Consider the following 22791-nt stretch of genomic DNA (forward strand, 5'->3'; position numbering starts at 1 on the left):
ACGTCCAGTTCTCCCTGACCTGATCCCCCGACCACCCGTGACGACGACGCGGCGGGGCGGCACACTGAGCCGGTGACCCGTCTCGGACTGCGCCGCCCCGCCCTCCTCGTCACCGCGCTCACCGGAGCCCTGGCCCTGACGACGCTGCCGGCGTCGGCGGTCTACGCGCCGGGCACCCAGCGCTCCGACACCCTCTTCCCCAGCCAGGGCAACAGCGGCTACGACGTCCGCCACTACGACGTCCGCCTGACCTGGACGCCGGTCAGCGGCCGGGTCCAGGCGGCCATCGGCATCACCGCGCGCGCCACGGCGCGCCTGGACTCCTTCCACCTCGACTACGAGGGCCCGGCGCTCACCGGCGTGGCGGTCGACGGCGTCCGCGCGAAGGCCGTGCGCCGCGGCAGCGAGCTCGTCGTCAGCCCCGCGCGACCGATCGCGGACGGGAGGTCGTTCCGCGTCACCGTCGGCTACGCCGGCAAGCCGCCGACGCACACCGACCCCGACGACTCCATCGAGGGGTGGGTGACGACCACCGACGGCGCCACAGCGCTCGGCGAGCCCGTCGGCACGTCGACCTGGCTGCCGTCGAACAACACCCCCGCCGACAAGGCCAGCTACCGCTACGTCATCACGACGCCCGTCGGCTACCGCGCCACCGCCAACGGCGACCTCGTCGGCGAGCGCACCAGCGGCGGCTCGACGACGTCGACGTGGAGCGCGCCCGAGCCGATGGCCACCTACCTCGCGATGGTCTCGATCGGGCGGTTCAGCGTCACCCGCTCCACCTTCACCTCCACCGACGGCCGCCGGATCCCGCTGCGCACCTACGTGCAGACCGGTGCGAGCGCCGGCGCCACCGGACGGCTCGCGGAGGTCCTGAAGGCCGAGGAGCGGTGGTTCGGGCCGTACCCGTTCCGCGCCGGCGGCAGCCTCGTCGACGACGCCTCGGTCGGCTACGCCCTCGAGACCCAGACCCGGCCGTTCTACCCGGTCGGCAGCGCCGACATCTCCACCGTCGTCCACGAGAGCGCCCACCAGTGGTTCGGCGACTCCGTGACGCTGCGCGACTGGCACGACATCTGGCTCGCCGAGGGCTTCGCCACCTACGCCGAGTGGCTGTGGGGCGCGACGCACGGCGGCCCGAGCACCGCGGCGCGCTTCGACAGCCTCTACCAGCGCCCGGCCAGCGACGCGCTGTGGAGCCCGGCGCCGCGGAGGTTCACCGACCCCGCCGACCTCTTCGGCGACCCGGTCTACAACCGCGGCGCCATGACGCTGCAGGCGCTGCGCGAGCGCATCGGCGACCGCGACTTCTTCCGGTTCGTCCAGCGCTGGGCCGCCGATCGGCGTCACGGCTCGGCCACCACCGCCCAGCTCGTCGCGCTGGCGGAGTCGGTGTCCGGGCGCGAGCTCTCCGGCTTCTTCCGCACCTGGCTCGACACCGACGGCAAGCCGTCGGGCTACTGAGCGTCGTGGGCTCGACGCCGATCCGCGTCGTCGACGGCACGGAGGCCCGGGCGCTGTCAGGGCGGCTGTGGCCCTGCTACGACGCCGTGTTCGGCGACGTCGAGGGCGAGCACGCGTTCCGCGAGGACGTGCTCGGACGACATGCCGCCCGGGACGGCTTCCGGCTCGCCGTGGCCGCCGACGAGGATCGCGTGGTCGGCTTCGCCTGGGGCTACCGCGGCGAGCGGGGCCAGTACTGGTCCGATCTCGTGGCCGAGTCCCTGCCCGGGCTCGCCGAGACCTGGATCGGCGGTCACTTCGAGCTCGTCGAGCTCGCGGTGCTGCCCTCAGCACGCCGACGCGGGCTCGGCCGGGCGCTGCTCGACGCCGTGCTCGAGGGCGTCGAGGGCCGCTGCCTGCTCAGCACCAGCGACGACCCGGACGATCCCGCGGTGCGTCTCTATCTCGCCACCGGTTGGCGCACCCTGGGCACGCTCGCTGCTGGCACCCAGGTGATGGGCCGCGAGCCTCAGGCCTCGCTGACGACGTAGGCCGTCGCGGGCTTCACCTTCGCATCCCCACAGCTCTGACGCCTCGGCGTGGAGGCGGCGGTGACGCGCACCGTGACCGGCGCGTCGGCACCGTCGGCCAAGTGCACGTGGGCGAGGTCGCCGTCGAGCACCACCGAGCGGACGGCGTCGAGGCCCGTCAGCGAGCGGGCGGCCCGCACGTGCAGCTCGGCGGCCTGCGCCGCGGATGCGCGTCCGGCCTGACCGCGCACGACGGCGAGGTCGGGCATCCGGCCCGCGAGGAGCGCCTCGGCGGCGGGGACGGCGTCGTCCTCGCCCACCCGGCCGAGCACGACGCCCGACGGCAGCGCGAGGAGGGTGGCGGCGAAGCGATGGCCGCCGAGGTGGCTGGTCTCCCAGGTGCCCGCGGGCCAGCGGGCGGCCAGGCGGGTGGCGATCGGGCGGCCGAGCTCGGCGCAGCAGACGTCGCGGCGGCCGTGCGCGCAGACCAGCCACAGCGGCCCGGCCTCCGGCTCCCAGCGCGCCTGGGCCAGCGCGGCGAGCGAGGAGGCGACGGCGCGCTCGAGCGTCCCGCGCTCCAGGTCGACCCGGTACGCGGTGAGCCCGTCGGGCGTGCGACCGCCGCCGTGCCGGCGGATCAGCTGCACCCGGGCGTCGGCCCACGCACCCGCCCGGACGTCGTCGGGCAGCGTGACGAGGTCGGCGGCCTTCGGCAGCCAGGCGCCCGGCTGCTCGACCATCAGCCAGCGGACGTCGGCCGGGGCGCTGCCGGCGAGCGGCTCGTCGTCGCGCAGGCTCGCCAGGGAGCAGCGGAAGGCGGACGCCGCCTCGCTCACCGGTGCACCTCGCCGAGGTCCTCGTGCTGGCGGTGGCTCAGCGGCTCGACCTGGAAGGTCACGTGGCGCACGTCGAAGTGGTCGGCCACGCAGTGGCACAGGTCGTCGAGGACGGCGCCGACGCCGCGCGCCTCGAGGGCCTCGTCGGTGACGGTGATGTGCGCCGAGAGGCTCGGCAGGCCCGAGGTGATGGTCCAGGCGTGAAGGTCGTGCACCTCGACGACGCCCTCGACGTGGCCGAGGTGGTGCTGCACGGCGTCGAGGTCCAGGCCCGCGGGGGCGACCTCGAGCAGCACCGCGACGGCGTCGCGCAGCAGCACCAGCGAGCGGGGCAGGATCATCGCGGCGATGAGCAGGGAGGCCACCGGGTCGGCGCGGTCCCAGCCGAAGAGCAGGATCAGGACGCCGGCCAGCACCGCGAGCAGGGAGCCGAGCAGGTCGGCGAAGACCTCGTTGAGCGCGCCGCGGACGTTGAGCGAGTCGGCGTCGCCCCGTGAGAGCACCGTCATCGAGATGCCGTTGGCGAGCAGGCCGACGAGCGCGAAGGCCACCATGGGGCCGGCGTCGACGGCGCTGGGGTCGATCAGCCGCGGGATCGCGGCGTAGGCCAGGTAGCCGCACACCACCAGCAGGACGACGGCGTTGGCCAGCGCGGCGAGGATCTCGGCGCGGTGGTAGCCGAACGTCGAGCGACGCCCGGCCGGGAGGCTGGCGACGTAGGACGCGGCCAGCGCGAGCGCCACCGCGGCGGCGTCGGTGGCCATGTGGCCGGCGTCGGCGAGCAGGGCCAGCGAGCCGGTGACGACCGCGCCGACGATCTCCACGACCATCACGCTCGCGGTGACCGCCAGGACGATGCGCAGACGTCGACGATCGGCCGCTCGTCCGGCGGCGTGCCCGTGGCCGTGCCCGTGTCCGTGTCCCACGGACGTCAGCCTAGGGCGCGCCCGAGCGGAGATTGGTCAGGGGAACTTCTGCGAGAACGGCCCCAAGTTCCCCTGACCTTCTAGAAGTTCCCCTGTCAGCCGGGGAACTTCTAGAACCGGCCGTGCGGCGTCGTCCACCCCGACAGGTCAGGCCCGGCGGGGACGATGCCGGAGGGATTGATGTCGGTGTGGACGACGTAGTAGTGCGCCTTGATCTGCTCGAAGTCGACGGTGTCGCCGAAGCCGGGGGTCTGGAACAGGTCGCGGGCGTAGCCCCAGAGGTTCGGCATCTCGGTGAGCTTGGAGCGGTTGCACTTGAAGTGCCCGTGGTAGACGGGGTCGAAGCGCACGAGGGTGGTGAAGAGGCGGACGTCGGCCTCGGTGATCGCCTCGCCCATGAGGTAGCGGCGGTCGGCGAGGCGCTCCTCGAGCCAGTCGAGCGCGGTGAAGAGCCGCTCGTACGCCGCCTCGTAGGCCTCCTGGGAGCCGGCGAAGCCGCAGCGGTAGACGCCGTTGTTGACCTCGGTGAAGATCCGCTTCATGACCTCCTCCATCTCCTCGCGCTGGGCCGTCGGCCACAGGTCGGGGGCGTCCTCGCGGTGGAACTCGCGCCACTCGTGGAAGAGGTCGTGGGTGATCCAGGGGAAGTCGTTGGTGACGACCTCGCCGGAGGAGATCTCCACCATCGCCGGCACCGTGATGCCGCGCGGATAGCCGGGGAACCGCTTCTCGTAGGCGTCCTTGAGCCGCGGGATGCCGAGCACGGGGTCGACGCCGCCGGGGTCGAGGTCGAAGGTCCAGGAGTTCTTGTCGTGCGTGGGCCCGGGGGTGCCGAGCGAGATGACGTCCTGCAGGCCGAGGAGCTCGCGGACGATGATGGCGCGGTTGGCCCACGGGCAGGCACGGGCGGCGACCAGGCGGTAGCGGCCCGGCTCGACCGGCCACAGCTCGCCGTCGACCGGGCCGTGCTCGGGACGCCGGGCGTCCTTGGTGATCCGGTCGGGCACGTAGGTCATGTCGCGCTCGAAGGCCTTGCCCTTCTCGACGTACGTGGGGGTCAGGTCGTCTGCCATGGCGCCACGGTAGCCGCGCTCAGGCGGGGACGGCGGCTCCCTGCGGGTGGTCCTCGCCGGCGGTGGCCGGCACCAGCGAGGCGACGAAGTCGAGCTTGTCGAGCACCGGCGCGGGGATGACGAAGGGGTAGAGGTCGTCCTTGCCCATGCTGCGGTTGATCTGGTTCAGCGCGGTCGAGAGCGGCACCCACACGCCGGTGACGACGTCGCGGAACCGCGAGAACGCGCTCACCGGGCCGACGGCGGCCAGGCCGAACTCGCGGGCGGTCTCGACGGTGTCGCAGATGTGCAGCAGGTGCGCCCAGGTCTCGGCGAAGTCCTCGAAGGGGTGCATGGTGGCGTAGGTGGAGATGTAGGAGGTCTCCCAGCCGGCGGGCGCGCCCTCGGAGTAGTGACGCTCGAGGGCGTCGGCGTAGCTGGCCGACTCGTCGCCGAACAGCTCGCGGCAGCGGGCCATCCGCTCCTCGCCGCGCACCAGCTGCCACTCGTAGTAGTGGCCCACCTCGTGGCGCAGGTGGCCGAGCATGGTGCGGTACGGCTCGGCGAGGCGGGCGCGCACCCGCTCGCGGTAGGCGTCGTCGCTCTCGGCGAGGTCGAGGGTGATGACGCCGTCGGCGTGCCCGATCGTGACGTCCTCGGCGACGCTGGAGAGCAGGTCGAAGGCCAGCCCGTTCTCGGGGTCGCCGGTGACGGGGTCCTTGCCGAGGATCGGCAGGCCGAGCCCGTCGAGCTCGGTGATGAGGTGTCGCTTGGCGGCCTCGGCGACGGCGTACGCGGCCAGGCCGGCGGTGTCGTCGTCCGCGGGGCGGGTGCGGGTGAGGTCGCAGGAGAAGCACTGGCCGCCCTCGAGCCGGGCCAGCCAGGTGCAGCCGGAGAGGTCGAGGTTGCGGCACACGTGCCACACCAGGCCGGCGGCGTCGGTGTAGCGGCCCTCGGCGTCGACGGGCACGATCGCGCGCTCCTCGCGCGACCACCCCAGGGCGGTGCCGCAGGAGACGCAGACGGAGTTCTCGGCGAACAGTGGGTTGTCGCAGACGCGACAGCGATGGGCCAGCACGGCGTCACCCTCCCACCGACGGGGCCGCCACCGCCCCCACCCAGTGGAGGGTCAGGCCGTGACGGTGAGCACGACGACGGCTCGCTGCGCGGGGTCGCACCAGCGCCGCTGCACCCGCAGCAGCCGCCAGCCCGACCACGCGAGCATCGGGACGGCCAGCAGCAGCGGCACGCGGGCGTCGTCGAGCTGGGCGATCCCGGAGAACAGCAGGCCGGTGACGGTGGTGCTCAGCGCGAGCCGCGCGGAGTAGCCGATCATCGCCGTCGGCGGCGCGGGCGTCGCGCGCGCCGAGCGCAGGTCGACGGCGTGGGGGTGCTGCTGCGACCACCGCATCGACGCCGCGGTCACCTGCACCAGCACCACCAGCAGGCTGGCGAGCAGCGCGCTGGCCTCGGCCGGGGTCGGCACCCCGGCCCGCAGCCCGGCGACGAGCACGGTCAGGACGCCCGCGGCCAGCAGGAACTCGGCCAGCACCTGCGTGCGGGCGCGGAAGACGGCGTCGGCCGGCACCGGCAGCGACTCCCGCCAGCGTCCGCCGCCGCCGTCGAGGCACCAGACGTTGACGCCGAACAGCAGCGCCCCGCCGGAGACCACGAGGCCGGGCAGGAGCGTCAGGGACGACCACGGCAGGTCGCCGAGCACGGCGACGAGCCCGGGGCCCAGCGCCAGCACCAGCAGGCCGCGGCGCATCGGCACCGCCCGCCACACCGACGCGCGGTCGCCGCGCACCAGGGCGGCGTGCACCGAGCGCGCCGCCGGGCGCACCCGGCGGTGCCCGGTCTCGGCGGCCACCTCGTCGACGGGCAGCAGGCGCGCGGCCCAGGTGGCCGGCAGGGCGCCGAGGACGACGACGCCCGCCGTCACCGCCGCGAGCGCGACCAGCGTCAGCCCGAAGCGCGGGCCGGGGGCGTCGAGCAGGCCGATCAGCACGGCCGAGGTGGGGACGGCGTCCATGAGCGGCACCAGGCGTCCGGTGGCCTGCAGCACGAGCGCGGCGACGACGAGCACGGCCGCGGTGGCGCGCACGAGCACCAGCCCGCCGGGTCGGCGGCGCACCGACTCCACCAGCCAGGCCAGCGCCTGCCCGAGGGCCGTGGCCATGAGCAGCCACAGTGCCAGCCCCACCTGCAGGCCCACCAGCGTCCCCGGGTGCGGGCCGACGGCGTAGGCCGCGGAGCCGAGGAGCACCCAGGCCTGCACCACCCACGCGATCGTGAGCGGCGCGAGCAGCAGCGCCCCGAGGTGGTCGACGGTGGGGCTGACGGGGAAGACCTGCGCGGGCTCGCGGGCCAGCAGCTCGCGGCCGCCCGCGCCGGCGATCGCCGAGATCGCGGTGATCAGCACCAGCGCGGCCATCGCCGTGGGCAGCAGCACCAGCAGGTTGAACGCGCGTCCGGAGCCGCCGGCGTGCGGCGTCCAGGCGGGCACGCTCGCGGCCAGGATCAGCGAGAGCATCAGCAGCGACGCCGCCCAGCGGCCGCGCGTGCGGCCGGCGGAGCCGCGCCGGAAGGCCAGCAGGGCGGCGACGTCGCGCAGCGGGTCCAGCAGACGATCCAGCAGACGAGGGGCCCCGACGAGGTCAGTCGAGGAGGTCGCGGTAGACACGCGCGCCCTCCTCGCCGCCCATCCGCGCCGCGCTCACCACCGCCACCTGCGCACCGCCGCGCAGCACGCGCACCTGGGTGCAGGCGGCGACCGCGAGGTCGCGCAGGTGCGTCGAGACGAGCACCGCGGCGCCGCGGGCGCGGGCGTCGGCGACGAGCGCGAGGGTGGCCTCGACGCCGAGCGGGTCGACGCCGTCGAAGGGCTCGTCGAGCAGCAGGACGTCGGGCTCGTGCATCGCGGCCAGCACCACCGAGAGGCGACGTCCCATGCCGTGGGAGAAGCCGGCGGTGATCCGGTGGGCGACGTCGCCGAGGCCGAAGCGCTCCAGCAGGTCGCGGGCGCGGGCCTCCCACGCCGGGTCGTGACGGTCCAGGCCGCGCAGGCGCGCGGAGAGCTGCAGATGCTCCCACGGCGTCGCGCGCGGCACGAGGCCGCCGATGTCGGGGCAGTAGCCGACGGCGCGGCGCGCCTGCATGGTCTCGGTGCGCAGGTCGAACCCGGCGACGCGCACCTCGCCCTCGGTGGGCGGGACGACGCCGGCCAGCACCCGCATCGTCGTCGACTTGCCGGCGCCGTTGCGGCCCAGCAGGGCCGTGGCCTGGCCGGCCTCGGCGTCGAGGTCGATGCCGCCGACGGCCTCCACCTCGCCGAAGCGCACCCGCAGGCCGCGCACGTGCACCGGGTGCTCGCCGGCGCGCAGGGTCTGGTCGGTCACCGCCACCTCCGCCCGATCGGCACCGTGGAGCGCGACCTGAGGTCGGCGCGCCCCGCCAGTGTTCACCGCACGTCCACCTCGAGGGAAGGTCCACGGGGCAGCGTGACGGCGGCCCGCCCCCGGGCCGCCTCCACTCTCGGGAAGGACCCAGCCTCGTGACCACGAGCCCCCTCGCCACCCCCCTCGCCACCCCCCTTGCCACACCGGCCGCCCGCCGCACCGTGCTCGGCGGCGGTCTCGCCCTCGGCGGCGCGACCACCCTGACGCTCCTCGGCGTCGGCGCCCCGGCGCAGGCGACGACCCTGCGCCGCGACCCCTTCACCCTCGGCGTCGCCTCGGGCGACCCGCTGCCCGACGGCGTCGTGCTCTGGACGCGGCTCGCGCTCGACCCGCTCGCCGCCGACGGCCGAGGCGGCATGCCCTCGCGCACCGTGCCGGTGGTCTGGGAGCTCGCCCTGGACGACCGGTTCCGGCGCGTCGTGCGCCGCGGCGTCGCGCTGGCGCGTCCGCAGGCGGCGCACTCGGTGCACGTGGAGGTCTCGGGCCTGCAGGCCGCGCGGCCGTACTGGTACCGCTTCCGCGTCGGCACGCACGTCTCCCGCACGGGTCTGACGCGCACCGCCCCCGCCTTCGGCGACCGCGTCTCCTCGCTGACCTTCGGCGCGGTGTCGTGCTCGCAGTTCGAGCACGGCTTCTTCACCGCCTACCGGCGCCTGGCCGAGGAGCAGCCCGAGCTGGTGATGCACCTGGGTGACTACCAGTACGAGTACAAGGCCGGCGACTACCTGGCGCCCGGCGGCAACGTCCGCGACCACCAGGGCCCCGAGACCGTCGACCTGGCCGGCTACCGCCAGCGGCACGCGCAGTACAAGACCGACCTCGACCTCCAGGAGCTGCACGCGGTGGCGCCGTGGTCGGTGGTCTTCGACGACCACGAGGTCGAGAACAACTGGGCCGACGAGACCCCCGAGGACCCTTCCCAGGCGCCCGGCTTCCCGGCCCGCCGCGCCGCGGCCTTCCAGGCCTACTACGAGAACATGCCGCTGCGTCGCTCCTCGATCCCCCGCGGCCCCGACATCTCCATCTACCGCCGCCTGGCCTGGGGCCGCCTGGCCACGGTGCACCTGCTCGACACCCGCCAGTACCGCGACGACCAGGCCTGCGGCGACACCGTGGCGGTCGGCTGCACCGACGCCCTCGACCCCGCCCGCAGCATCTGCGGCGAGCAGCAGGAGAGGTGGCTCCTCGACGGCCTCGACCGCTCCCCCGCCACCTGGCAGGTCATCGCCCAGCAGGTGTTCATGGCCCGCCGCGACCTCACCGCCGGCCCCGACGTCGGGCTCTCCATGGACGGCTGGGACGGCTACGCCGCCAACCGGCAGCGCCTGCTCGACGGCATCGTCGAGCGCAAGGTCGCCAACCCGGTGGTGCTCACCGGCGACGTCCACCGCCACTACGCCAACGACCTGCTCCAGGACTTCGACCGCCCCGACGGCAAGCCCATCGGCGTCGAGCTGGTGACCACCTCGATCACCAGCGGCGGCGACGGCTCGGACGCCACCACCGCCACCACCCAGCAGCTGAAGGAGAACCCCTGGATCCGGTTCGCCAACAGCCAGCGCGGCTACGTCACCGCCACCCTGACCCCGCGCGAGCTGCGCGCGGACTTCAAGGTGCTGCCGTACGTGAAGCGTCCCGGCGCCCCCGTCTCGACGCGGCAGTCGTTCGTCGTCGAGGCCGGCAACCCCGGGCTGCAGCAGGCCTGAGGGATCAGTCGACGAGCGGCTCCGCGGCACGTCCGCGGAGCCGCTCGACGGCGCGCATGCCGTGGTAGACCGCGAGCGCCGCGACGGTGCCCAGCGCGATGCCGGTGACCTGCACGTCGCCGCGGGTCAGCGTCAGGTTGCCGATGCCGATCACCAGGGAGACGGCGGCGGTGAGCTGGTTGACGGGATCGGAGAGGTCGACGCCGCGGTCGACCCAGATCTTGATGCCGACGACGCCGATGAGGCCGTACAGCGCCACCGTGACGCCGCCGAGCACGCCGGCGGGGATGGTGTCGACGAGCGCGCCGACCTTCGGCGAGAGGCTCAGCGCCACCGCGAGCAGCCCCGCCACCCAGTAGGCGGCGGTGGAGTAGACGCGGGTGGCCGCCATGACGCCGATGTTCTCGCCGTAGGTGGTGGTGCCCGAGCCGCCGCCGAGGCCGGCGAGCGTCGTGGCGACGCCGTCGGCCAGCAGCGCACGGCCCGAGCGGGCGTCGACCTCGGGGTCGCCGGTGAGGTGGGCGACGGTGCGCACGTGGCCGACGTTCTCGGCGATCAGCACCAGCACCACAGGCAGGAACGCCGGCAGCACGCTCCACGTCGGGTCGGGGTGGGTGAGGTCGGGCAGGCCGAACCAGTCGGCGCGCTCGACGGGGCCGAAGTCGAGCACGCCGCCGATCGCCGCGGCGACGTAGCCGACCACCACGCCGAGCAGGATCGCCAGGCGCGCGAGCATGCCGGTGAAGACCACCGCCGCGAGCAGCAGCGTCACGAGGGTGATGAGCGCGACCCACGGCGAGGCCTGGAAGCTCGTCGTGGCGGTGCCGGAGAGGTTGAAGCCGATGAGCGCGACGATCGAGCCGGTCACCACCGGCGGCATGAGCGCGTCGATCCAGCCCGAGCCGGTGGCGACGACGACCAGTCCCACCAGCGCCAGCAGCAGCCCCGTGGCCATGACGCCGAACAGCGCGCTGCCCTGCGAGCCCGCCGCCAGGATCGGGGCGATGAAGGCGAACGACGAGCCGAGGTAGCTCGGCACCCGGTTGCCGGTGATCAGCAGGAACAGGCAGGTGCCGAGCCCGGAGAACAGCAGGGTCGTGGTGGGCGGGAAGCCGGTGAGCGCCGGCACCAGGAACGTCGCGCCGAACATCGCGACCAGGTGCTGGGCGCCCAGGCCCACCGTCCGCGGCCAGGTGAGCCGCTCGGTGGGGGCGACGATCGCGCCGTCCCCGATCGTGCGTCCATCGCCGTGCAGGGTCCATCCGAACATCGCCATGCGGGCCATCCTGGCGGCCCGCGGCGCCGGCGTCATGCCGCCCCGGTCATGATGGACGCATGCGCTGGCTCTGGCTCCCCGTCGACGTCGTCCTCGTGCTCGTCTTCGCCGCCATCGGCCGCTCCAGCCACGAGGAGGGCCTCACGCTGCTCGGCGTGCTGAAGACCGCCGGCCCGTTCCTCGCCGGCCTGGCCGTCGGCTGGGCGATCGTGACGGCCCGCGCCTGGACCGGCACCGGCTGGCCGGCGGGCGTCCTGGTGTGGCTCACCACCGTCGTCGGCGGCATGGGCGTGCGTCAGCTCGTCGGCGAGGGCACCGCGACGTCGTTCATCGTCGTCGCCACGATCGTGCTGGGCGTGTTCCTGCTCGGCTCGCGCCTGATCGCGCGGCGCGTGCGCCGTGCGCCCGCCCGCGCGGCGTCCTGACGCGGGACGCCGGTCACTCCGGCAGGCGACCGCCGTTCTCCAGGCACTCCATGAGCACCAGGGCGGCGTTCTTGGCGCTGCCCGTGGCGATGGGCAGGGTGCCGACGAACGTCCCCCATCCCGGTGCGACGTTGAGGCGCTCGCCGCCCACGGTGAGCGCGATCGTGCGCTTGCGGGTGAGCTTGACGAAGGAGGCGTCGGCCTCGGCGATGGGGCCCTCGGCGATCACCTGCCGGTCGGTGCCGAGCAGCGTGATGCGCCCCTCGGAGAGCACCACGAAGCCGTGCTGGGCCAGGGGCTTGAGGCCCTTGCCGATCTGGACCTGGTCGAAGACGATCTCGCTCACGCAGCGCCTCCTACCCCCTGGGACCGGCGCCCAACCGAGCGTCAGTCGCCCAGCCCCTGGCGCTCGGCCCACACGGCCGCCTGGGTGCGGTCCTGGACGCCGATGCGGGCGAAGGCCGAGGTGAGGTGCGCCTTGACGGTGCGCTCGGTGATGCCGAGCTCGCGCGCGATCTGCTTGTTCACCAGGCCGCGGCGCACGAGCACCAGCACCTCGGTCTCCCGCGGGCTCAGGCCGGGGTCGTGACGCGGCGCGGGACGGGCGCCCAGCAGCTCGCGGGCCGCCCGCGGGTGGATCGGCGAGCCGCCGCGTCGCACCTGGCGCACGCCCTCGACGACCTCCTCGGGCTCGGCGTCCTTGAGCAGGTAGCCCAGCGCCCCGGCGTCGAGCGCGGCGACGATGCGCTCGGCGTCGGAGAAGGAGGTGAGCACCAGCACGTCGGTGCCGCCACGGGCGACGATCGCACGGGTGGCCTCGACGCCGTCCATGCCGGGCATCTGCAGGTCCATGAGCGCGATGTCGGGCGCCAGCCTCTCGACGAGCGCGACTCCCTCGGCGCCGTCGCCGGCGGTGCCGACGACCTCGATGTCCTCGGCGCCGTCGAGGTAGCCGGCCAGGGCGGTGCGCAGCACGGCGTGGTCGTCGACGAGGACGACGCGGATCGGCGCGCTCATGCGGCCACCTCCAGGTGGATCGTGGTGCCGGCACCCGGCGCGGAGGTCACCGCGAGCCGGCCGGCGTGGTCGACGACGAGGCTCTGCAGGCCCCGCAGCCCGTAGCTGGTGGCGGCGCGGGTGGAGGCGGGGTCGAAGCCGCGGCCGTCGTCGACGACCTCCAGGACGAGGAGGTCGTCCTCGCGGCGCACCCGCACGTGCACGCTCGAGGCCTGCGCGTGACGCAGGGCGTTGCGCACGCCCTCCTGCGCGACCCGCCAGACCAGCGTCACCGAGCGCGGGTCGACGTCGCCCAGGTCGCCGACGTGGAGCGAGGCCGTGACGCCGGCGGCCTCGGCCGGGGCGAGGAGGTCCTGCAGCGCCGCGGGCAGGGTGGCGACGGTGAGCTCGGGCGGGTGGATCTCCACCAGCAGGGACCGCAGACTGCGCATGCTGGTGCGCAGGGTCGTCGCCACGCCGTCGAGCGCGGGACGCTGCTCGGGCCCGGCGTCGCGGGCCAGGGCGCTCACCGTGAACGAGGACGCCGCGAGGTCCTGGACGACGCCGTCGTGCAGGTCGCGCGCGATGCGGCGCCGCTCGGCATCGGAGGCGGTGGCGGCGTTGCGCAGCAGCCGCTCGCGCTCGGCGGCGGCCCGCCGCACGCGGCGGTTCATCAGCGCCAGCATCGCGGTGCCGAGCGCCACGAGCAGGCCGAGGGAGACCAGCAGCACCTCGTGGAACGGCGCCAGCACCTCGGCCTGACGACGGTCGATGCCGTCGGCGGCGTAGTAGGTCTCGAAGAGCAGCGGCTCGCCCTCGGGGCTGTGGATCTGGGTGTAGACCTCGACGAGTCCGCGGCCGCGGGGCTCGAAGCGGTTCTCCGGCTTGCCGAGGTCGGAGATCTCCGCCTCCGAGCCGCCCTCGCGGAGGATCTCCAGCTCCTCGCCGCCGAGGGCGAAGCGCTCGCCGATGATGCGGGCCTCGTCGGAGTAGACGACCGTGCCGTCCTCGCGCCACACCTTGATCCGCTGCACGCCGTCGACGAGCAGCCGCTGCAGGACGACGCGGTCGAAGCGGTCCAGCGCGCTGGCCTCGCCGTCGACGAGGCCGCGCGGGACGGCCGGCTCGGCCACCGACGTCGCGAGCACCTGCGTGGTGGCCCGGGCGTCGCCGAGCGCCTCGTCGCGGGCGGCGTGCCGGGCCATCGCCTGCCCGGCCCCGAGCGCGGCGACCAGCCCGAGCAGCCCGACGGCGAGGTACTGCGCCACCGGGCTGCTGCGCAGAGCTCGGGGCAGAGCTCGGAGCAGGTCACGAAGCGGGCTCATCGTCGGCAGTATGGGGCCTGGGGGTCGCTCGGCGGGCCAGAGTCGCTCACAGACGCACGGTCGCGCGGCAGACCTCGCTGCCGTGGGTGGCCCGCAGGACGAAGGTGTCCGAGCCGGCCGAGTCGACCGGCCGGCGGTTGACGGTGAAGGAGCCGCTGGGGCCGCGGGTCACCGAGGTGCCGCGCGAGGAGACGCCGCCGTCGTGGGTCAGCGTCCAGCGCCAGGTCTGGCCGGTGCGGTTGCTGTCGATCTCGGCCTCGACCTCGATGCGGCCGTCGTCGGGCTTGGCCTTCATCTTCCAGTTGGTGGAGCCGGTGCAGTCGCCGGTGCGGATCACCCGGGTGCCGCCGCCGCTCTTGGCCTCGGCGGCGGTGGTGAGGGCGGGCGCGGCGGCGACGGTCAGCGCCGCGACGGCGAGGGCGGCGGGCAGGGTGCGGGTCAGGGTCTTCAGGGTCGTCATGGTGATGCTCCTCGGGCTGGGACCCCGGCCTCTCCGGGGCAGGGCACCAGGCTGTCGTCCGCGCGGTCGGGTCCGACAGTGGTCGGTGGTGCTAGTACCTCCGTTCACCACCGGTCCACTCCGGCGGCGTCACCCGGCCATCGAGGCGTCCTACCGTCCGGCCGGTGACCAGCACCGCGCCGATCGCCCCTGCCGCCGTGCCCGCAGCACCCCGCCTGCGACGCGAGAGCGCCGTCGTCCTGGCCCTGGCCGCGGGGATCGGCGCGACCGTCGCCTGGCGCACGGGGATGTTTCTCGACCTGCACGTCTACCGGATGGGCGCGGAGGCCGCGCTCGGCGGCGACCTCTACCGGGTGCGCTTCCCCACCGCGAGCCTGCCCTTCACCTACCCGCCGTTCCCGGCGCTGCTGATGCTGCCGCTGGGATGGCTGGCCTGGCCGCTGGCCGCGGCCATGTGGACCGCGGCGTCCGTGGGCTCGCTGCTGGTGGCGCTGCGCGTCACCGTCGACCACCTCGGCGCCGACGCCCACCGCGTGCTCGCCGACCGGCGGATGATGGGCCTGCTCGTCGTCGCGGCCCTGGCGGCCCAGCCGGTCTGGTCGACGCTGTCGTTCGGGCAGGTCAACCTGATGCTGATGGCGCTGGTGCTGCTCGACGTCCTCGGCCCCCAGCACCGTCTCTCCGGGTGGCTGGTGGGTCTCGCGGCCGGCATCAAGCTGACCCCGCTGTTCCTGCTGGCGTTCCTCGTCGCGGTCGGTCGACGCCGCGCGGCCGTCGTCGCCGCCGGCACCTTCGCCGCCACGGCGCTGCTCGCCCTGGCCGTCGCGCCCCGGGAGTCGGTGACCTACTGGACCTCGACCCTCTTCGACTCCAGCCGCATCGGCGCCACCGAGTTCGCCGGCAACCAGTCCCTCAACGGCCTGCTCGCCCGCCTGCTCGGCCACGACGCGCCCACCTGGCTGTGGGTCGCCTGCGCGACGCCGGTCGCGCTCGTCGCGCTGCTCGGCGCCCGGAGCCTGTGGGCCACGGGCCGCGACGTCGACCGGCTTCTCGGCCTCGGCGTCGCCGCCCTCGCGATGGTGCTCTGCTCGCCGATCAGCTGGGACCACCACTGGGTCTGGCTGGTCCCGCTGACCCTCGGCGTCCTCGCCTCGGGCCGTCCCGGCGCCCGCGACGTCGCACTCGCCCTCGGGCTCGTGCTGGCCTCGCGCGCGATCTGGTGGGCGCCGTTCCGCGACGGGCGCGAGCTGCACTGGAACGCCTTCGAGCAGGTCAGCGGCAACGCCTACGTGTGGACCGGCCTGGCCATGATCGGGCTGCTGACGTGGTGGAGCCGCCCCCGGACGAGTCCGGGGGCGGCTCCTGGCGTCACGCCGCGTCAGGCTCGCTAGCGCTCAGTAGGCGCCGAAGAGCGCGTCCGTGAGCGTCCACGGCACGGCGTCGTAGTGGAAGTACACCCACATGAACAGCGCGGCGCCGGCGAGGGCGAGGTCCTTGTTGAAGGCGATCATCTCCATCTGCTTGGCCTGGGGATCGCTCTCCTTCCAGTAGGCGTGCATCATCACGGCGGTGACGATCAGCAGGATCGCCAGGCCGAGCGCGCCGATGTCGCCGAAGACGCCCAGCAGCACCGAGAGGCCGCCGAGCAGCAGGGCGACGCCGCTGACCTGGGTGAGGGTCTTGGCCGGCGTGACGCCGCGCGACTCCGCGTAGCCCGCCATGGCGGCGGTCTGGGTGAGGTGGCCGATGCCGGATCCGATCATCAGGAACACGAACAGCAGACGGCCGACGAACTGGACCAGCTCGAAGAAGGTGTCCATGGGACTCCTCGGGGTGGGGGGTGGGGTGCGCGGAGCCTTCCGCGCCCAGGGGCCCCGCGTCAACGTCCTCCCCGCAGGGAGGAGGTCCGGAGGACGGCCTCAGCGCTCGACGCCGACCTCCGAGCGCGCCAACATCAGGCCGTCGCAACGAATCGGCGCCGTGGCGCGTCACCCAAGGGACGGCACGCATCCTCTCGCCTTCACAGCACCCTCGGGAGATCGGGAGATCCACATGCGAAGATCACGCACCAGGCACGTGCCCGCCGCCATCTCCCTGGCCGTCGTCCTGCTCGGGCTCGGGCTCGTCTCGGGGTGCGACGCCACGAGCAGCGCGGCCTCCGGTAGGGCCGAGGCGACCGCCTCGTCCCGATCCGCGGTGCAGGCGTTCGTCGACTTCGCCACCGGCGCCTCGACGACGGTGCCGTGGGCCCGGGAGACGACGCTCTACGTCGACGGCGTCGAGGTGGCTCGCCTCGACGCGGCCGAGGCCGGGCGTCGGAGCTCGTGGTCGGCGTGCCGCCGCGGTGCGGCGACCCTCGAGGGTCGTGACTGCCCGGTCTCCGTGCTCGATCTCATCCGTGACGCGAACCTCGGGTCGCGGACGGTCTCGATCCAGGACGACGCTCCGTCCGTCGTCGGGTGCGACCGCGTCAGGACGCCGGCCGGCCTGGGCGAGGCCGCCGGCTGGATCCGGCCGGACCAGGGCCGCGACTGCTTCGGCGACTTCGCCGTCGCCGTCCACCTCGACGACGCCGGCGACGTCAGCGCGGTCGACCTCGCGTTGAGCGGGCCCTGATCCCCGGGGCCTGATCCCCAGGTCCCGGACCGCCGCCGCGGACTGTCGGCGTCGCGTGATGTGCTTCTCCCATGGACCTCGACGCCGCCCGCCGCCTGGCGGTCTCCCTCCTGGCCGAGCACGGCCTCGAGGGCTGGCGCGTCGAGATCGACCGCGCGAAGAGCCGAGCCGGCATCTGCCGTCACGACCGCCGCGTCATCGGCCTGTCGGGCCCGGTCACCGCGCTCCACGACGAGGCCGAGGTGCGCGACACGATCCTCCACGAGATCGCCCACGCCCTGGTCGGGCCGGCCCACCGGCACGACGCCGTCTGGCGGGCCACCGCCCAGCGCATCGGCTGCACGGGCGAGCGCTGCGTGTCCGCGGAGTCGCCGCGGGTGCCCGGCGCCTGGCAGGGCGTGTGCAGCGCCGGCCATGTCTACGAGCGGCATCGGCGCCCGGAGCGCGTCGTCACCTGCGGACGCTGCAGCCGCGCCTTCGACCTCGCCCACGTCCTCACCTGGACCCATCACGGCCGAGCCGTCCCGATGCACCCCAACTACGTCGCCGACCTCGCCCTGCACCGCTCCGGACGCACCCCGGTGCGCCTCGGTGTCGGCCAGCCGGCCCGCGTCGTCGCGCCGGGTCAGTACGCCGGGCGGATCGGCACCGTCGTCGAGCGGCGTCGCACCTGCTACCACGTCCGCCTCGACCGCCGCACCACCGTCAGCGTGCCGTTCGCGGGCGTCGAGCCCGCCTGAGCGCGGGCAGGTCCGGGTCAGCCCCGGCGCACCGCGCGCGAGTAGAGCGCCAGCAGCGTCCGGGAGATCAGCGCCAGCGCGGCCTGCTCGACGAACGGCACACGGGTCTGGGCCGAGAGGGTCCAGGTGACGGCGACGCCCTCGCCGGCAGGCGTGAGGCGCACCTCGCCGCGGTAGTCGCGGAACGGGACGCCGGCCACGCCGCGGTAGCCGAGCACGTGCGGGGCGTCGAAGGTGGTGATCTCCTCGACGATCGCCGGCGCCGGACCGGGAGCCGCGATGCGGCGCACGGCGCCGACACCGCCGGGGGTCTCCGCGCGGGAGTCGTCGACGGTGACCTTCATGCCCGGACCCCAGCCGGCCATGGCCTCGTGCTGCGACAGCGCCGCCCACGCCTGCGCGAGGCTGACGGACAGGGTGGCTCGGGCGGTGGCCTGGGCGCGCTTCGACATCGGGACTCCTCGGATGGGGGACCGGCGGGAACGCCCGAGCCTGACATCCGTCCGCGGACGACGGACGACGGCTCGGGTGCTGGACAGCGGCGGGCTCCACATCCCGGACGTCAGCGGCCCTGACGCCGGCGGCACAGGCCGAGGAGTTCCCCGGCTGACCGGGGAGCTTCTCAAAGGTCAGGGGAACTGGGGGGCTCCGACGCCCAAGCTCCCCTGACCAATCCCCTCGTCGTCCCCAGCCCACCGCGCAAGCCCGCTCGCCCGCGAGACTGATCCCATGAGCAAGGAGACCCCGCCCTCGGACGAGCCCATCGGCGTCCGGGTGATGACCGACTACTTCGTCGACATCCCCCTGTGGCTCGACGACGACGGAGACGTCGACGACCTCGACCTCAGCGAGGGCCTGCGAGCGGACCTCCGGGCGTTCGCTGCCCGCTGGGACGCCGCGACCGACCCGGAGGTGTTCGACGACCGGTGGGACGGCGTCCCCGTCATGCAGACCCTCGTCAGCCTGAGGTACTCCATCGGACGGCTCCTCCACCCTGCGCGCGAGCGAGCGGCGAAGGCCGAGCACGAGGCCATCCAGCGAGCCGGCGAGGTCCTCGCCGTACGGGTCCAGGACGAGCTGGGCCCGGCCTACCGGGTGACGTACGTGCCCTGACGCACGAAGGCCCCCGCCGATCGGCGGGGGCCTTCGTCATCCTGCGCGCCCGTAGGGATTCGAACCCCAAACCTTCTGATCCGTAGTTGGCCGAGGGCCCTCCAAGACTGTCCATCCAGGGCCGGCGAACACGCCTGTGACCTGCGAGGATGCACTTGAAGTGACCTGCCTGACAAGTAGACCTTCAGCAGTCCCTCCGGCGTCTCGCCGCGCACGTCTGGCACGTGCGGATAGCCGTTCAAGCAGCTGTGCCAGGCCTCAAAGCTCGACAGGAGAACGTCCGCACGCGGCCTGGCGACCTCCGGAAGCACCTCGCCAGCCCCGTCAACCGCGCACTGCCGCACCATCGAGGCGGGGCCGCGCGCCCACAGCCATAGCAACGTTCCTGCACCGGTAGCAAGGCGCTCCGTGGCCTGCTTCTCGAGCCAGGCATAGGGGATAGCGAAGGTCGGCTCGATGTGCTCAGGACTCCCCCGCAGCACGCCATCGCGGACCAACAGCTCGTAGGCCTCTCGCGACTGGATGGTCCACAGGCGCAAACGGTCCTCATCACGGCCGAATGTCCCCGGCAACGCCCGCCGATGCCGCCACAGATCCTGCCACGGCTGTCGCCCCGGCAGGCGGTCATAGGGCTCAAGCACAGCCTCACCCTTGCGGAGCTCACCGACAAGAGCCGCAGGGCGTCTTTCTAGCGCCGCACCAGCCTCGACTCGCCAGGGTCGTACTTGCCTACGTCGCTGAACTGGCGGCGTCCTCGTACACAGACACCTGGTCCTCGAGCAGTCCAGCGATCTCGTCAGCGTCGGCCTGCATGACCCCTCCCCCACCGGTGTTGACGAGCACCGGACCCACGAGGGCGAAGTTCTGGAGGAGCGTCGTGCCGTCAGCGGTGATCCGGACCCCGACGGCGTCATCGCCAACCTTCGGCGCCGACATCAAGGCATACGTGAGCTTCGTGCCCTCATACGTCTCCCCCTTGCAGGTGTCGAGCGCCTTGACGAGCGCGTCGAAGGCTGCCCGGGCCTGCTCGGCGTTCTGGAACTGACGCAGCCCGCTACTGAGGAACTCCGCGGACATGCCGCCGCCCTTGGTGAAGTCCCGGGAGACGGAGATCTTCTCGGTGAACGGAGGCTTGTAGTCGCAGAAGGTCTTGGCGGTGTCACTCGACCCGCTGCTGGCGTCCTGGCTGTAACCGACAGGCATGTCCCGGATCGTCAACAACGCGGATTTGAGCGCGCGCTCCGACAGCAGAGCGAACTGGGGATCCGGGTCGGCCGTGGCTGACGGAGCAGTGGACGCAGTGGGCGACGCGCTGGCGCTCGGCGATCCCGTAGCCCTGGCCGTCGGCGCGGCCCCGAGGTCAGTGCCGCCTCCACACGCAGACGCCAACGGCAGCGTCGTGAGGAGGAGGACGGCGGCAAGGCGCTTCGTGGGGTTGTCGAGCATGGCCCCACCCTTGCGGAGATCGCCGACAAACGGCCAGCTCACAGCGCCGTTTGCGGGGCGTGGGCGCGAAGACGCGTTAGCAGGCCGTTAGCAACGGCGGTGATCCCCCAGCACGGAAAGAGGCGCCTGCCCCGCATCTCTGCAGGTCAGGCGCCTCTTTGTCCTGCGCGCCCGTAGGGATTCGAACCCCAAACCTTCTGATCCGTAGTCAGATGCTCTATCCGTTGAGCTACGGGCGCATGCCGTCCGAGGACGACCTGAGGAGAATAGCGGAGTCCTCCGGCGATGCCGAATCGGGCTCCGTGCAGCCGCCTCACCCGGTCGGCGACGTGACACACCAGCGAGACACGGCCGTCCGATATCCGAGTGTGAGACGTCCCACACTCGTTGAACGATCCAATATGAGGCCCCCTGTCCGAGGGGTAGCCTCGCGAACCTGACCGAGGTGGAGGAGTGCTCGACCCGTCGACCTCCCCCGCACCGGACTTCTCGCCGACAACGACGCCGCGCGATCCGACCACACAACTCCACGCATTCGTCGACACGCTCGACGGCCGGACACGCCCACCCCAGCAGGTGCGTAGCCGCGAAGCTCGAGAGGGAATCCCAGGCAGATGACCGCCACTCCGGCACTCACCGACGCTCCCACCACCCACCAGGGCATCCTCGAGTTCGTCCGCTCCGCGGCCGAGCTCATGAAGCCCGACGCCATCCACTGGTGCACCGGCTCCGACGAGGAGTGGACGCAGCTCACCGACGCCCTCGTCGAGACCGGCACGTTCACCCGCCTCAACCCGGCCATCAAGCCGAACTCCTTCCACGCGGCCTCCGACCCCATCGACGTGGCGCGCGTCGAGGACCGCACCTACATCTGCTCCGTCGCCGAGCGCGACGCCGGCCCCACCAACAACTGGATGGAGCCGGAGAAGATGAAGGGGATCATGCGTGATCTCTACGACGGCTGCATGCGCGGGCGCACCATGTACGTCATCCCCTTCGTGATGGGTCACCTCGAGGCCGAGAAGCCGATGTTCGGCATCGAGGTCACCGACTCCGCCTACGTCACCGCCTCGATGCGCGTCATGGCCCGCATGGGCAGCCACGTGCTCGAGCGCATGACCGAGCTCGACGCCCCGTTCGTCCAGGCGCTGCACTCGGTGGGCCACCCCCTCGCCGAGGGCCAGGCCGACGTCGCGTGGCCGTGCAACGACACCAAGTACATCGTGCAGTTCCCCGAGGAGCGGGCCATCTGGTCCTACGGCTCGGGCTACGGCGGCAACGCCCTGCTGGGCAAGAAGTGCTACGCGCTGCGCATCGCCAGCGCCATGGCGCGCGACGAGGGCTGGCTGGCCGAGCACATGCTCATCCTCAAGCTCACCAGCCCGCAGAACGTCGTCAAGTACATCGCCGCGGCCTTCCCGTCCGCGTGCGGCAAGACGAACCTGGCGATGCTGCAGCCGACCATCCCCGGCTGGAAGGTCGAGACCCTGGGCGACGACATCGCCTGGATGCGCATCGGCGAGGACGGCCGACTGTGGGCCGTCAACCCCGAGTACGGCCTGTTCGGCGTCGCGCCCGGCACCAACGAGCACACCAACCCCAACGCGATGCGCACCATCAACAAGGGCAACTCGGTGTTCACCAACGTGGCGCTGACCCCCGAGGGCGACATCTGGTGGGAGGGCCTGGAGAACACCCCGGCCGAGGCGACGTCCTGGAAGGGCGAGCCCTGGACGCCCGACTCCGAGGAGCTCTCCTCCCACGCCAACAGCCGCTACTGCACCCCGATCAAGCAGTGCGACATCCTCGCCCCCGAGTACGACGACCCGCGCGGCGTCCCGATCGACGCGATCCTCTTCGGCGGTCGCCGCAAGACCACCGTCCCGCTGGTCTTCGAGGCCCGTGACTGGACCCACGGCACCTTCCTCGGCGCCACGCTCTCCTCGGAGACCACCGCCGCCGCCATCGGCGCTGTCGGCGTCGTGCGTCGCGACCCGATGGCGATGCTGCCCTTCATCGGCTACAACGCCGGCGACTACTTCGGCCACTGGATCAACGTCGGCAAGGACAACGACGCCGCGAAGCTGCCGCGCATCTTCTACGTCAACTGGTTCCGCCGCGACGACGAGGGCGGCTTCCTGTGGCCCGGGTTCGGCGAGAACAGCCGCGTGCTGAAGTGGGTCGTGGAGCGCATCGAGGGCCAGGCCGCCGCGGTCGAGACGCCGATCGGCCACATCCCGGCGCCGGGCTCGCTCGACGTCGACGGCCTCGACATGACCCCCGAGGCGCTCGAGGCGGCCCTCGCGGTCGACCCCGAGGAGTGGAAGGCCGAGATCCCGCAGATCCAGGAGTGGTTCGACAAGTTCGGCGACGACCTGCCGAGCGTCCTGTGGACCGAGCTCGACGGGCTCAAGGCGCGCCTGGGCCTCTGAGCCCTCGC

24 protein-coding genes and 1 tRNA gene are annotated in these 22791 nt (G+C 73.3%); 9 read left to right on the forward strand and 16 right to left on the reverse strand.

The genetic code is table 11. The features are described 5' to 3' along the window. Nucleotides 1-72: 72 nt before the first annotated feature. Together ACZDWJ_RS00450 and ACZDWJ_RS00455 are read left to right on the forward strand one after the other, a co-directional pair. Entirely contained in the window at nucleotides 73-1467 is a 1395-nt protein-coding gene (locus ACZDWJ_RS00450; RefSeq protein ID WP_463518939.1) for a M1 family metallopeptidase, read from the forward strand. Nucleotides 1468-1472: 5 nt separating this feature from the next. Continuing rightward, nucleotides 1473-1997, forward strand: coding sequence for a GNAT family N-acetyltransferase (locus tag ACZDWJ_RS00455; protein ID WP_463518940.1), 525 nt, complete (start codon nucleotides 1473-1475; stop codon nucleotides 1995-1997). Here ACZDWJ_RS00455 and ACZDWJ_RS00460 read toward each other — a convergent pair. The 6 genes from ACZDWJ_RS00460 to ACZDWJ_RS00485 all read right to left on the reverse strand — a co-directional run bounded on the left by ACZDWJ_RS00460 (nucleotide 1976) and on the right by ACZDWJ_RS00485 (nucleotide 8188). Beyond that, nucleotides 1976-2812 (reverse strand): sucrase ferredoxin, encoded by an 837-nt coding sequence (locus ACZDWJ_RS00460; RefSeq protein ID WP_463518941.1) that lies wholly within the window; start codon nucleotides 2810-2812, stop codon nucleotides 1976-1978. The two genes, ACZDWJ_RS00455 and ACZDWJ_RS00460, sit on opposite strands and share 22 nt — an antisense overlap. Further along, on the reverse strand, nucleotides 2809-3738 hold the full coding sequence (locus tag ACZDWJ_RS00465; RefSeq protein WP_463518942.1) for a cation diffusion facilitator family transporter: 930 nt from the start codon (nucleotides 3736-3738) through the stop codon (nucleotides 2809-2811). The genes ACZDWJ_RS00460 and ACZDWJ_RS00465 overlap by 4 nt, the downstream gene beginning before the upstream one ends. A 110-nt stretch (nucleotides 3739-3848) precedes the next feature. After that, complete coding sequence (locus tag ACZDWJ_RS00470) at nucleotides 3849-4811, reverse strand: glutathione S-transferase family protein (RefSeq protein ID WP_463518943.1); 963 nt, start codon at nucleotides 4809-4811, stop codon at nucleotides 3849-3851. A gap of 19 nt (nucleotides 4812-4830) precedes the next feature. Next, nucleotides 4831-5868 (reverse strand): zinc-binding metallopeptidase family protein, encoded by a 1038-nt coding sequence (locus tag ACZDWJ_RS00475; protein ID WP_463518944.1) that lies wholly within the window; start codon nucleotides 5866-5868, stop codon nucleotides 4831-4833. Between the two features lie 51 nt (nucleotides 5869-5919). Then, nucleotides 5920-7473, reverse strand: a complete 1554-nt coding sequence (locus tag ACZDWJ_RS00480; protein ID WP_463518945.1) for a hypothetical protein — start codon at nucleotides 7471-7473, stop codon at nucleotides 5920-5922. Further along, nucleotides 7448-8188, reverse strand: coding sequence for an ABC transporter ATP-binding protein (locus ACZDWJ_RS00485; protein WP_463518946.1), 741 nt, complete (start codon nucleotides 8186-8188; stop codon nucleotides 7448-7450). Before ACZDWJ_RS00485 ends, ACZDWJ_RS00480 begins: the two co-directional genes overlap by 26 nt. A gap of 155 nt (nucleotides 8189-8343) precedes the next feature. Between ACZDWJ_RS00485 and ACZDWJ_RS00490 the strand changes: the two genes are divergently transcribed. Then, nucleotides 8344-9954 carry an alkaline phosphatase D family protein gene (locus ACZDWJ_RS00490; RefSeq protein WP_463518947.1) on the forward strand — a complete coding sequence of 537 codons (1611 nt, stop codon included), beginning with the start codon at nucleotides 8344-8346 and terminating at the stop codon, nucleotides 9952-9954. Nucleotides 9955-9958: 4 nt separating this feature from the next. Here the strand turns inward: ACZDWJ_RS00490 and ACZDWJ_RS00495 are convergent, their stop codons facing one another. Further along, on the reverse strand, nucleotides 9959-11230 hold the full coding sequence (locus tag ACZDWJ_RS00495) for a uracil-xanthine permease family protein (RefSeq protein ID WP_463518948.1): 1272 nt from the start codon (nucleotides 11228-11230) through the stop codon (nucleotides 9959-9961). A 59-nt stretch (nucleotides 11231-11289) separates the two neighbouring features. Here ACZDWJ_RS00495 and ACZDWJ_RS00500 point away from each other — a divergent pair, with 59 nt between their 5' ends. Beyond that, nucleotides 11290-11655: a DUF3054 domain-containing protein gene (locus tag ACZDWJ_RS00500; protein WP_463518949.1), complete on the forward strand. Its 366-nt coding sequence runs from the start codon at nucleotides 11290-11292 to the stop codon at nucleotides 11653-11655. Between the two features lie 13 nt (nucleotides 11656-11668). Here ACZDWJ_RS00500 and ACZDWJ_RS00505 read toward each other — a convergent pair whose 3' ends face one another. From ACZDWJ_RS00505 to ACZDWJ_RS00520, 4 genes are read right to left on the reverse strand one after another with little or no spacing between them, the layout of a single operon-like run. Further along, on the reverse strand, nucleotides 11669-12001 hold the full coding sequence (locus ACZDWJ_RS00505) for a hypothetical protein (protein ID WP_463518950.1): 333 nt from the start codon (nucleotides 11999-12001) through the stop codon (nucleotides 11669-11671). 41 nt (nucleotides 12002-12042) lie between these two features. Then, nucleotides 12043-12672 (reverse strand): response regulator, encoded by a 630-nt coding sequence (locus ACZDWJ_RS00510; protein WP_463518951.1) that lies wholly within the window; start codon nucleotides 12670-12672, stop codon nucleotides 12043-12045. Further along, nucleotides 12669-13976 carry a sensor histidine kinase gene (locus ACZDWJ_RS00515; protein ID WP_463518952.1) on the reverse strand — a complete coding sequence of 436 codons (1308 nt, stop codon included), beginning with the start codon at nucleotides 13974-13976 and terminating at the stop codon, nucleotides 12669-12671. Before ACZDWJ_RS00515 ends, ACZDWJ_RS00510 begins: the two co-directional genes overlap by 4 nt. A gap of 46 nt (nucleotides 13977-14022) precedes the next feature. Then, a complete protein-coding gene (locus tag ACZDWJ_RS00520) occupies nucleotides 14023-14436 on the reverse strand; it encodes a hypothetical protein (protein WP_463518953.1) in 414 nt (137 codons plus the stop codon). 164 nt (nucleotides 14437-14600) lie between these two features. On the opposite strand from ACZDWJ_RS00520, the gene ACZDWJ_RS00525 reads away from it, so the two are divergent. Then, complete coding sequence (locus ACZDWJ_RS00525; protein WP_463518954.1) at nucleotides 14601-15827, forward strand: glycosyltransferase 87 family protein; 1227 nt, start codon at nucleotides 14601-14603, stop codon at nucleotides 15825-15827. Nucleotides 15828-15830: 3 nt separating this feature from the next. Here the strand turns inward: ACZDWJ_RS00525 and ACZDWJ_RS00530 are convergent, their stop codons facing one another. Then, nucleotides 15831-16256 (reverse strand): DoxX family protein, encoded by a 426-nt coding sequence (locus ACZDWJ_RS00530; protein WP_463518955.1) that lies wholly within the window; start codon nucleotides 16254-16256, stop codon nucleotides 15831-15833. 256 nt (nucleotides 16257-16512) lie between these two features. On the opposite strand from ACZDWJ_RS00530, the gene ACZDWJ_RS00535 reads away from it, so the two are divergent. Together ACZDWJ_RS00535 and ACZDWJ_RS00540 are read left to right on the forward strand one after the other, a co-directional pair. Next, nucleotides 16513-17052 (forward strand): hypothetical protein, encoded by a 540-nt coding sequence (locus ACZDWJ_RS00535; RefSeq protein WP_463518956.1) that lies wholly within the window; start codon nucleotides 16513-16515, stop codon nucleotides 17050-17052. Nucleotides 17053-17123: 71 nt separating this feature from the next. Next, on the forward strand, nucleotides 17124-17792 hold the full coding sequence (locus ACZDWJ_RS00540; RefSeq protein ID WP_463518957.1) for a SprT-like domain-containing protein: 669 nt from the start codon (nucleotides 17124-17126) through the stop codon (nucleotides 17790-17792). A gap of 17 nt (nucleotides 17793-17809) precedes the next feature. Here the strand turns inward: ACZDWJ_RS00540 and ACZDWJ_RS00545 are convergent, their stop codons facing one another. After that, nucleotides 17810-18244 carry an SRPBCC family protein gene (locus ACZDWJ_RS00545; protein ID WP_463518958.1) on the reverse strand — a complete coding sequence of 145 codons (435 nt, stop codon included), beginning with the start codon at nucleotides 18242-18244 and terminating at the stop codon, nucleotides 17810-17812. 277 nt (nucleotides 18245-18521) lie between these two features. On the opposite strand from ACZDWJ_RS00545, the gene ACZDWJ_RS00550 reads away from it, so the two are divergent. Beyond that, nucleotides 18522-18905: a hypothetical protein gene (locus ACZDWJ_RS00550; protein ID WP_463518959.1), complete on the forward strand. Its 384-nt coding sequence runs from the start codon at nucleotides 18522-18524 to the stop codon at nucleotides 18903-18905. Here the strand turns inward: ACZDWJ_RS00550 and ACZDWJ_RS00555 are convergent. From ACZDWJ_RS00555 to ACZDWJ_RS00565, 3 genes are all read right to left on the reverse strand, one after another. Continuing rightward, the gene (locus ACZDWJ_RS00555) at nucleotides 18881-19732 is read right to left on the reverse strand and encodes a DUF3841 domain-containing protein (protein ID WP_463518960.1); all 852 of its coding nucleotides are present in this window, start codon (nucleotides 19730-19732) and stop codon (nucleotides 18881-18883) included. The two genes, ACZDWJ_RS00550 and ACZDWJ_RS00555, sit on opposite strands and share 25 nt — an antisense overlap. Next, nucleotides 19635-20351, reverse strand: coding sequence for a hypothetical protein (locus ACZDWJ_RS00560; protein ID WP_463518961.1), 717 nt, complete (start codon nucleotides 20349-20351; stop codon nucleotides 19635-19637). The genes ACZDWJ_RS00555 and ACZDWJ_RS00560 overlap by 98 nt, the downstream gene beginning before the upstream one ends. A gap of 166 nt (nucleotides 20352-20517) precedes the next feature. Beyond that, nucleotides 20518-20590: transfer RNA gene (locus tag ACZDWJ_RS00565), tRNA-Arg, on the reverse strand. A gap of 375 nt (nucleotides 20591-20965) precedes the next feature. Between ACZDWJ_RS00565 and ACZDWJ_RS00570 the strand changes: the two genes are divergently transcribed. Continuing rightward, on the forward strand, nucleotides 20966-22783 hold the full coding sequence (locus ACZDWJ_RS00570; RefSeq protein WP_463518962.1) for a phosphoenolpyruvate carboxykinase (GTP): 1818 nt from the start codon (nucleotides 20966-20968) through the stop codon (nucleotides 22781-22783). The last annotated feature ends 8 nt before the right edge of the window (nucleotides 22784-22791 follow it).

It is taken from the genome of Nocardioides sp. B129/18 (assembly GCF_055282735.1).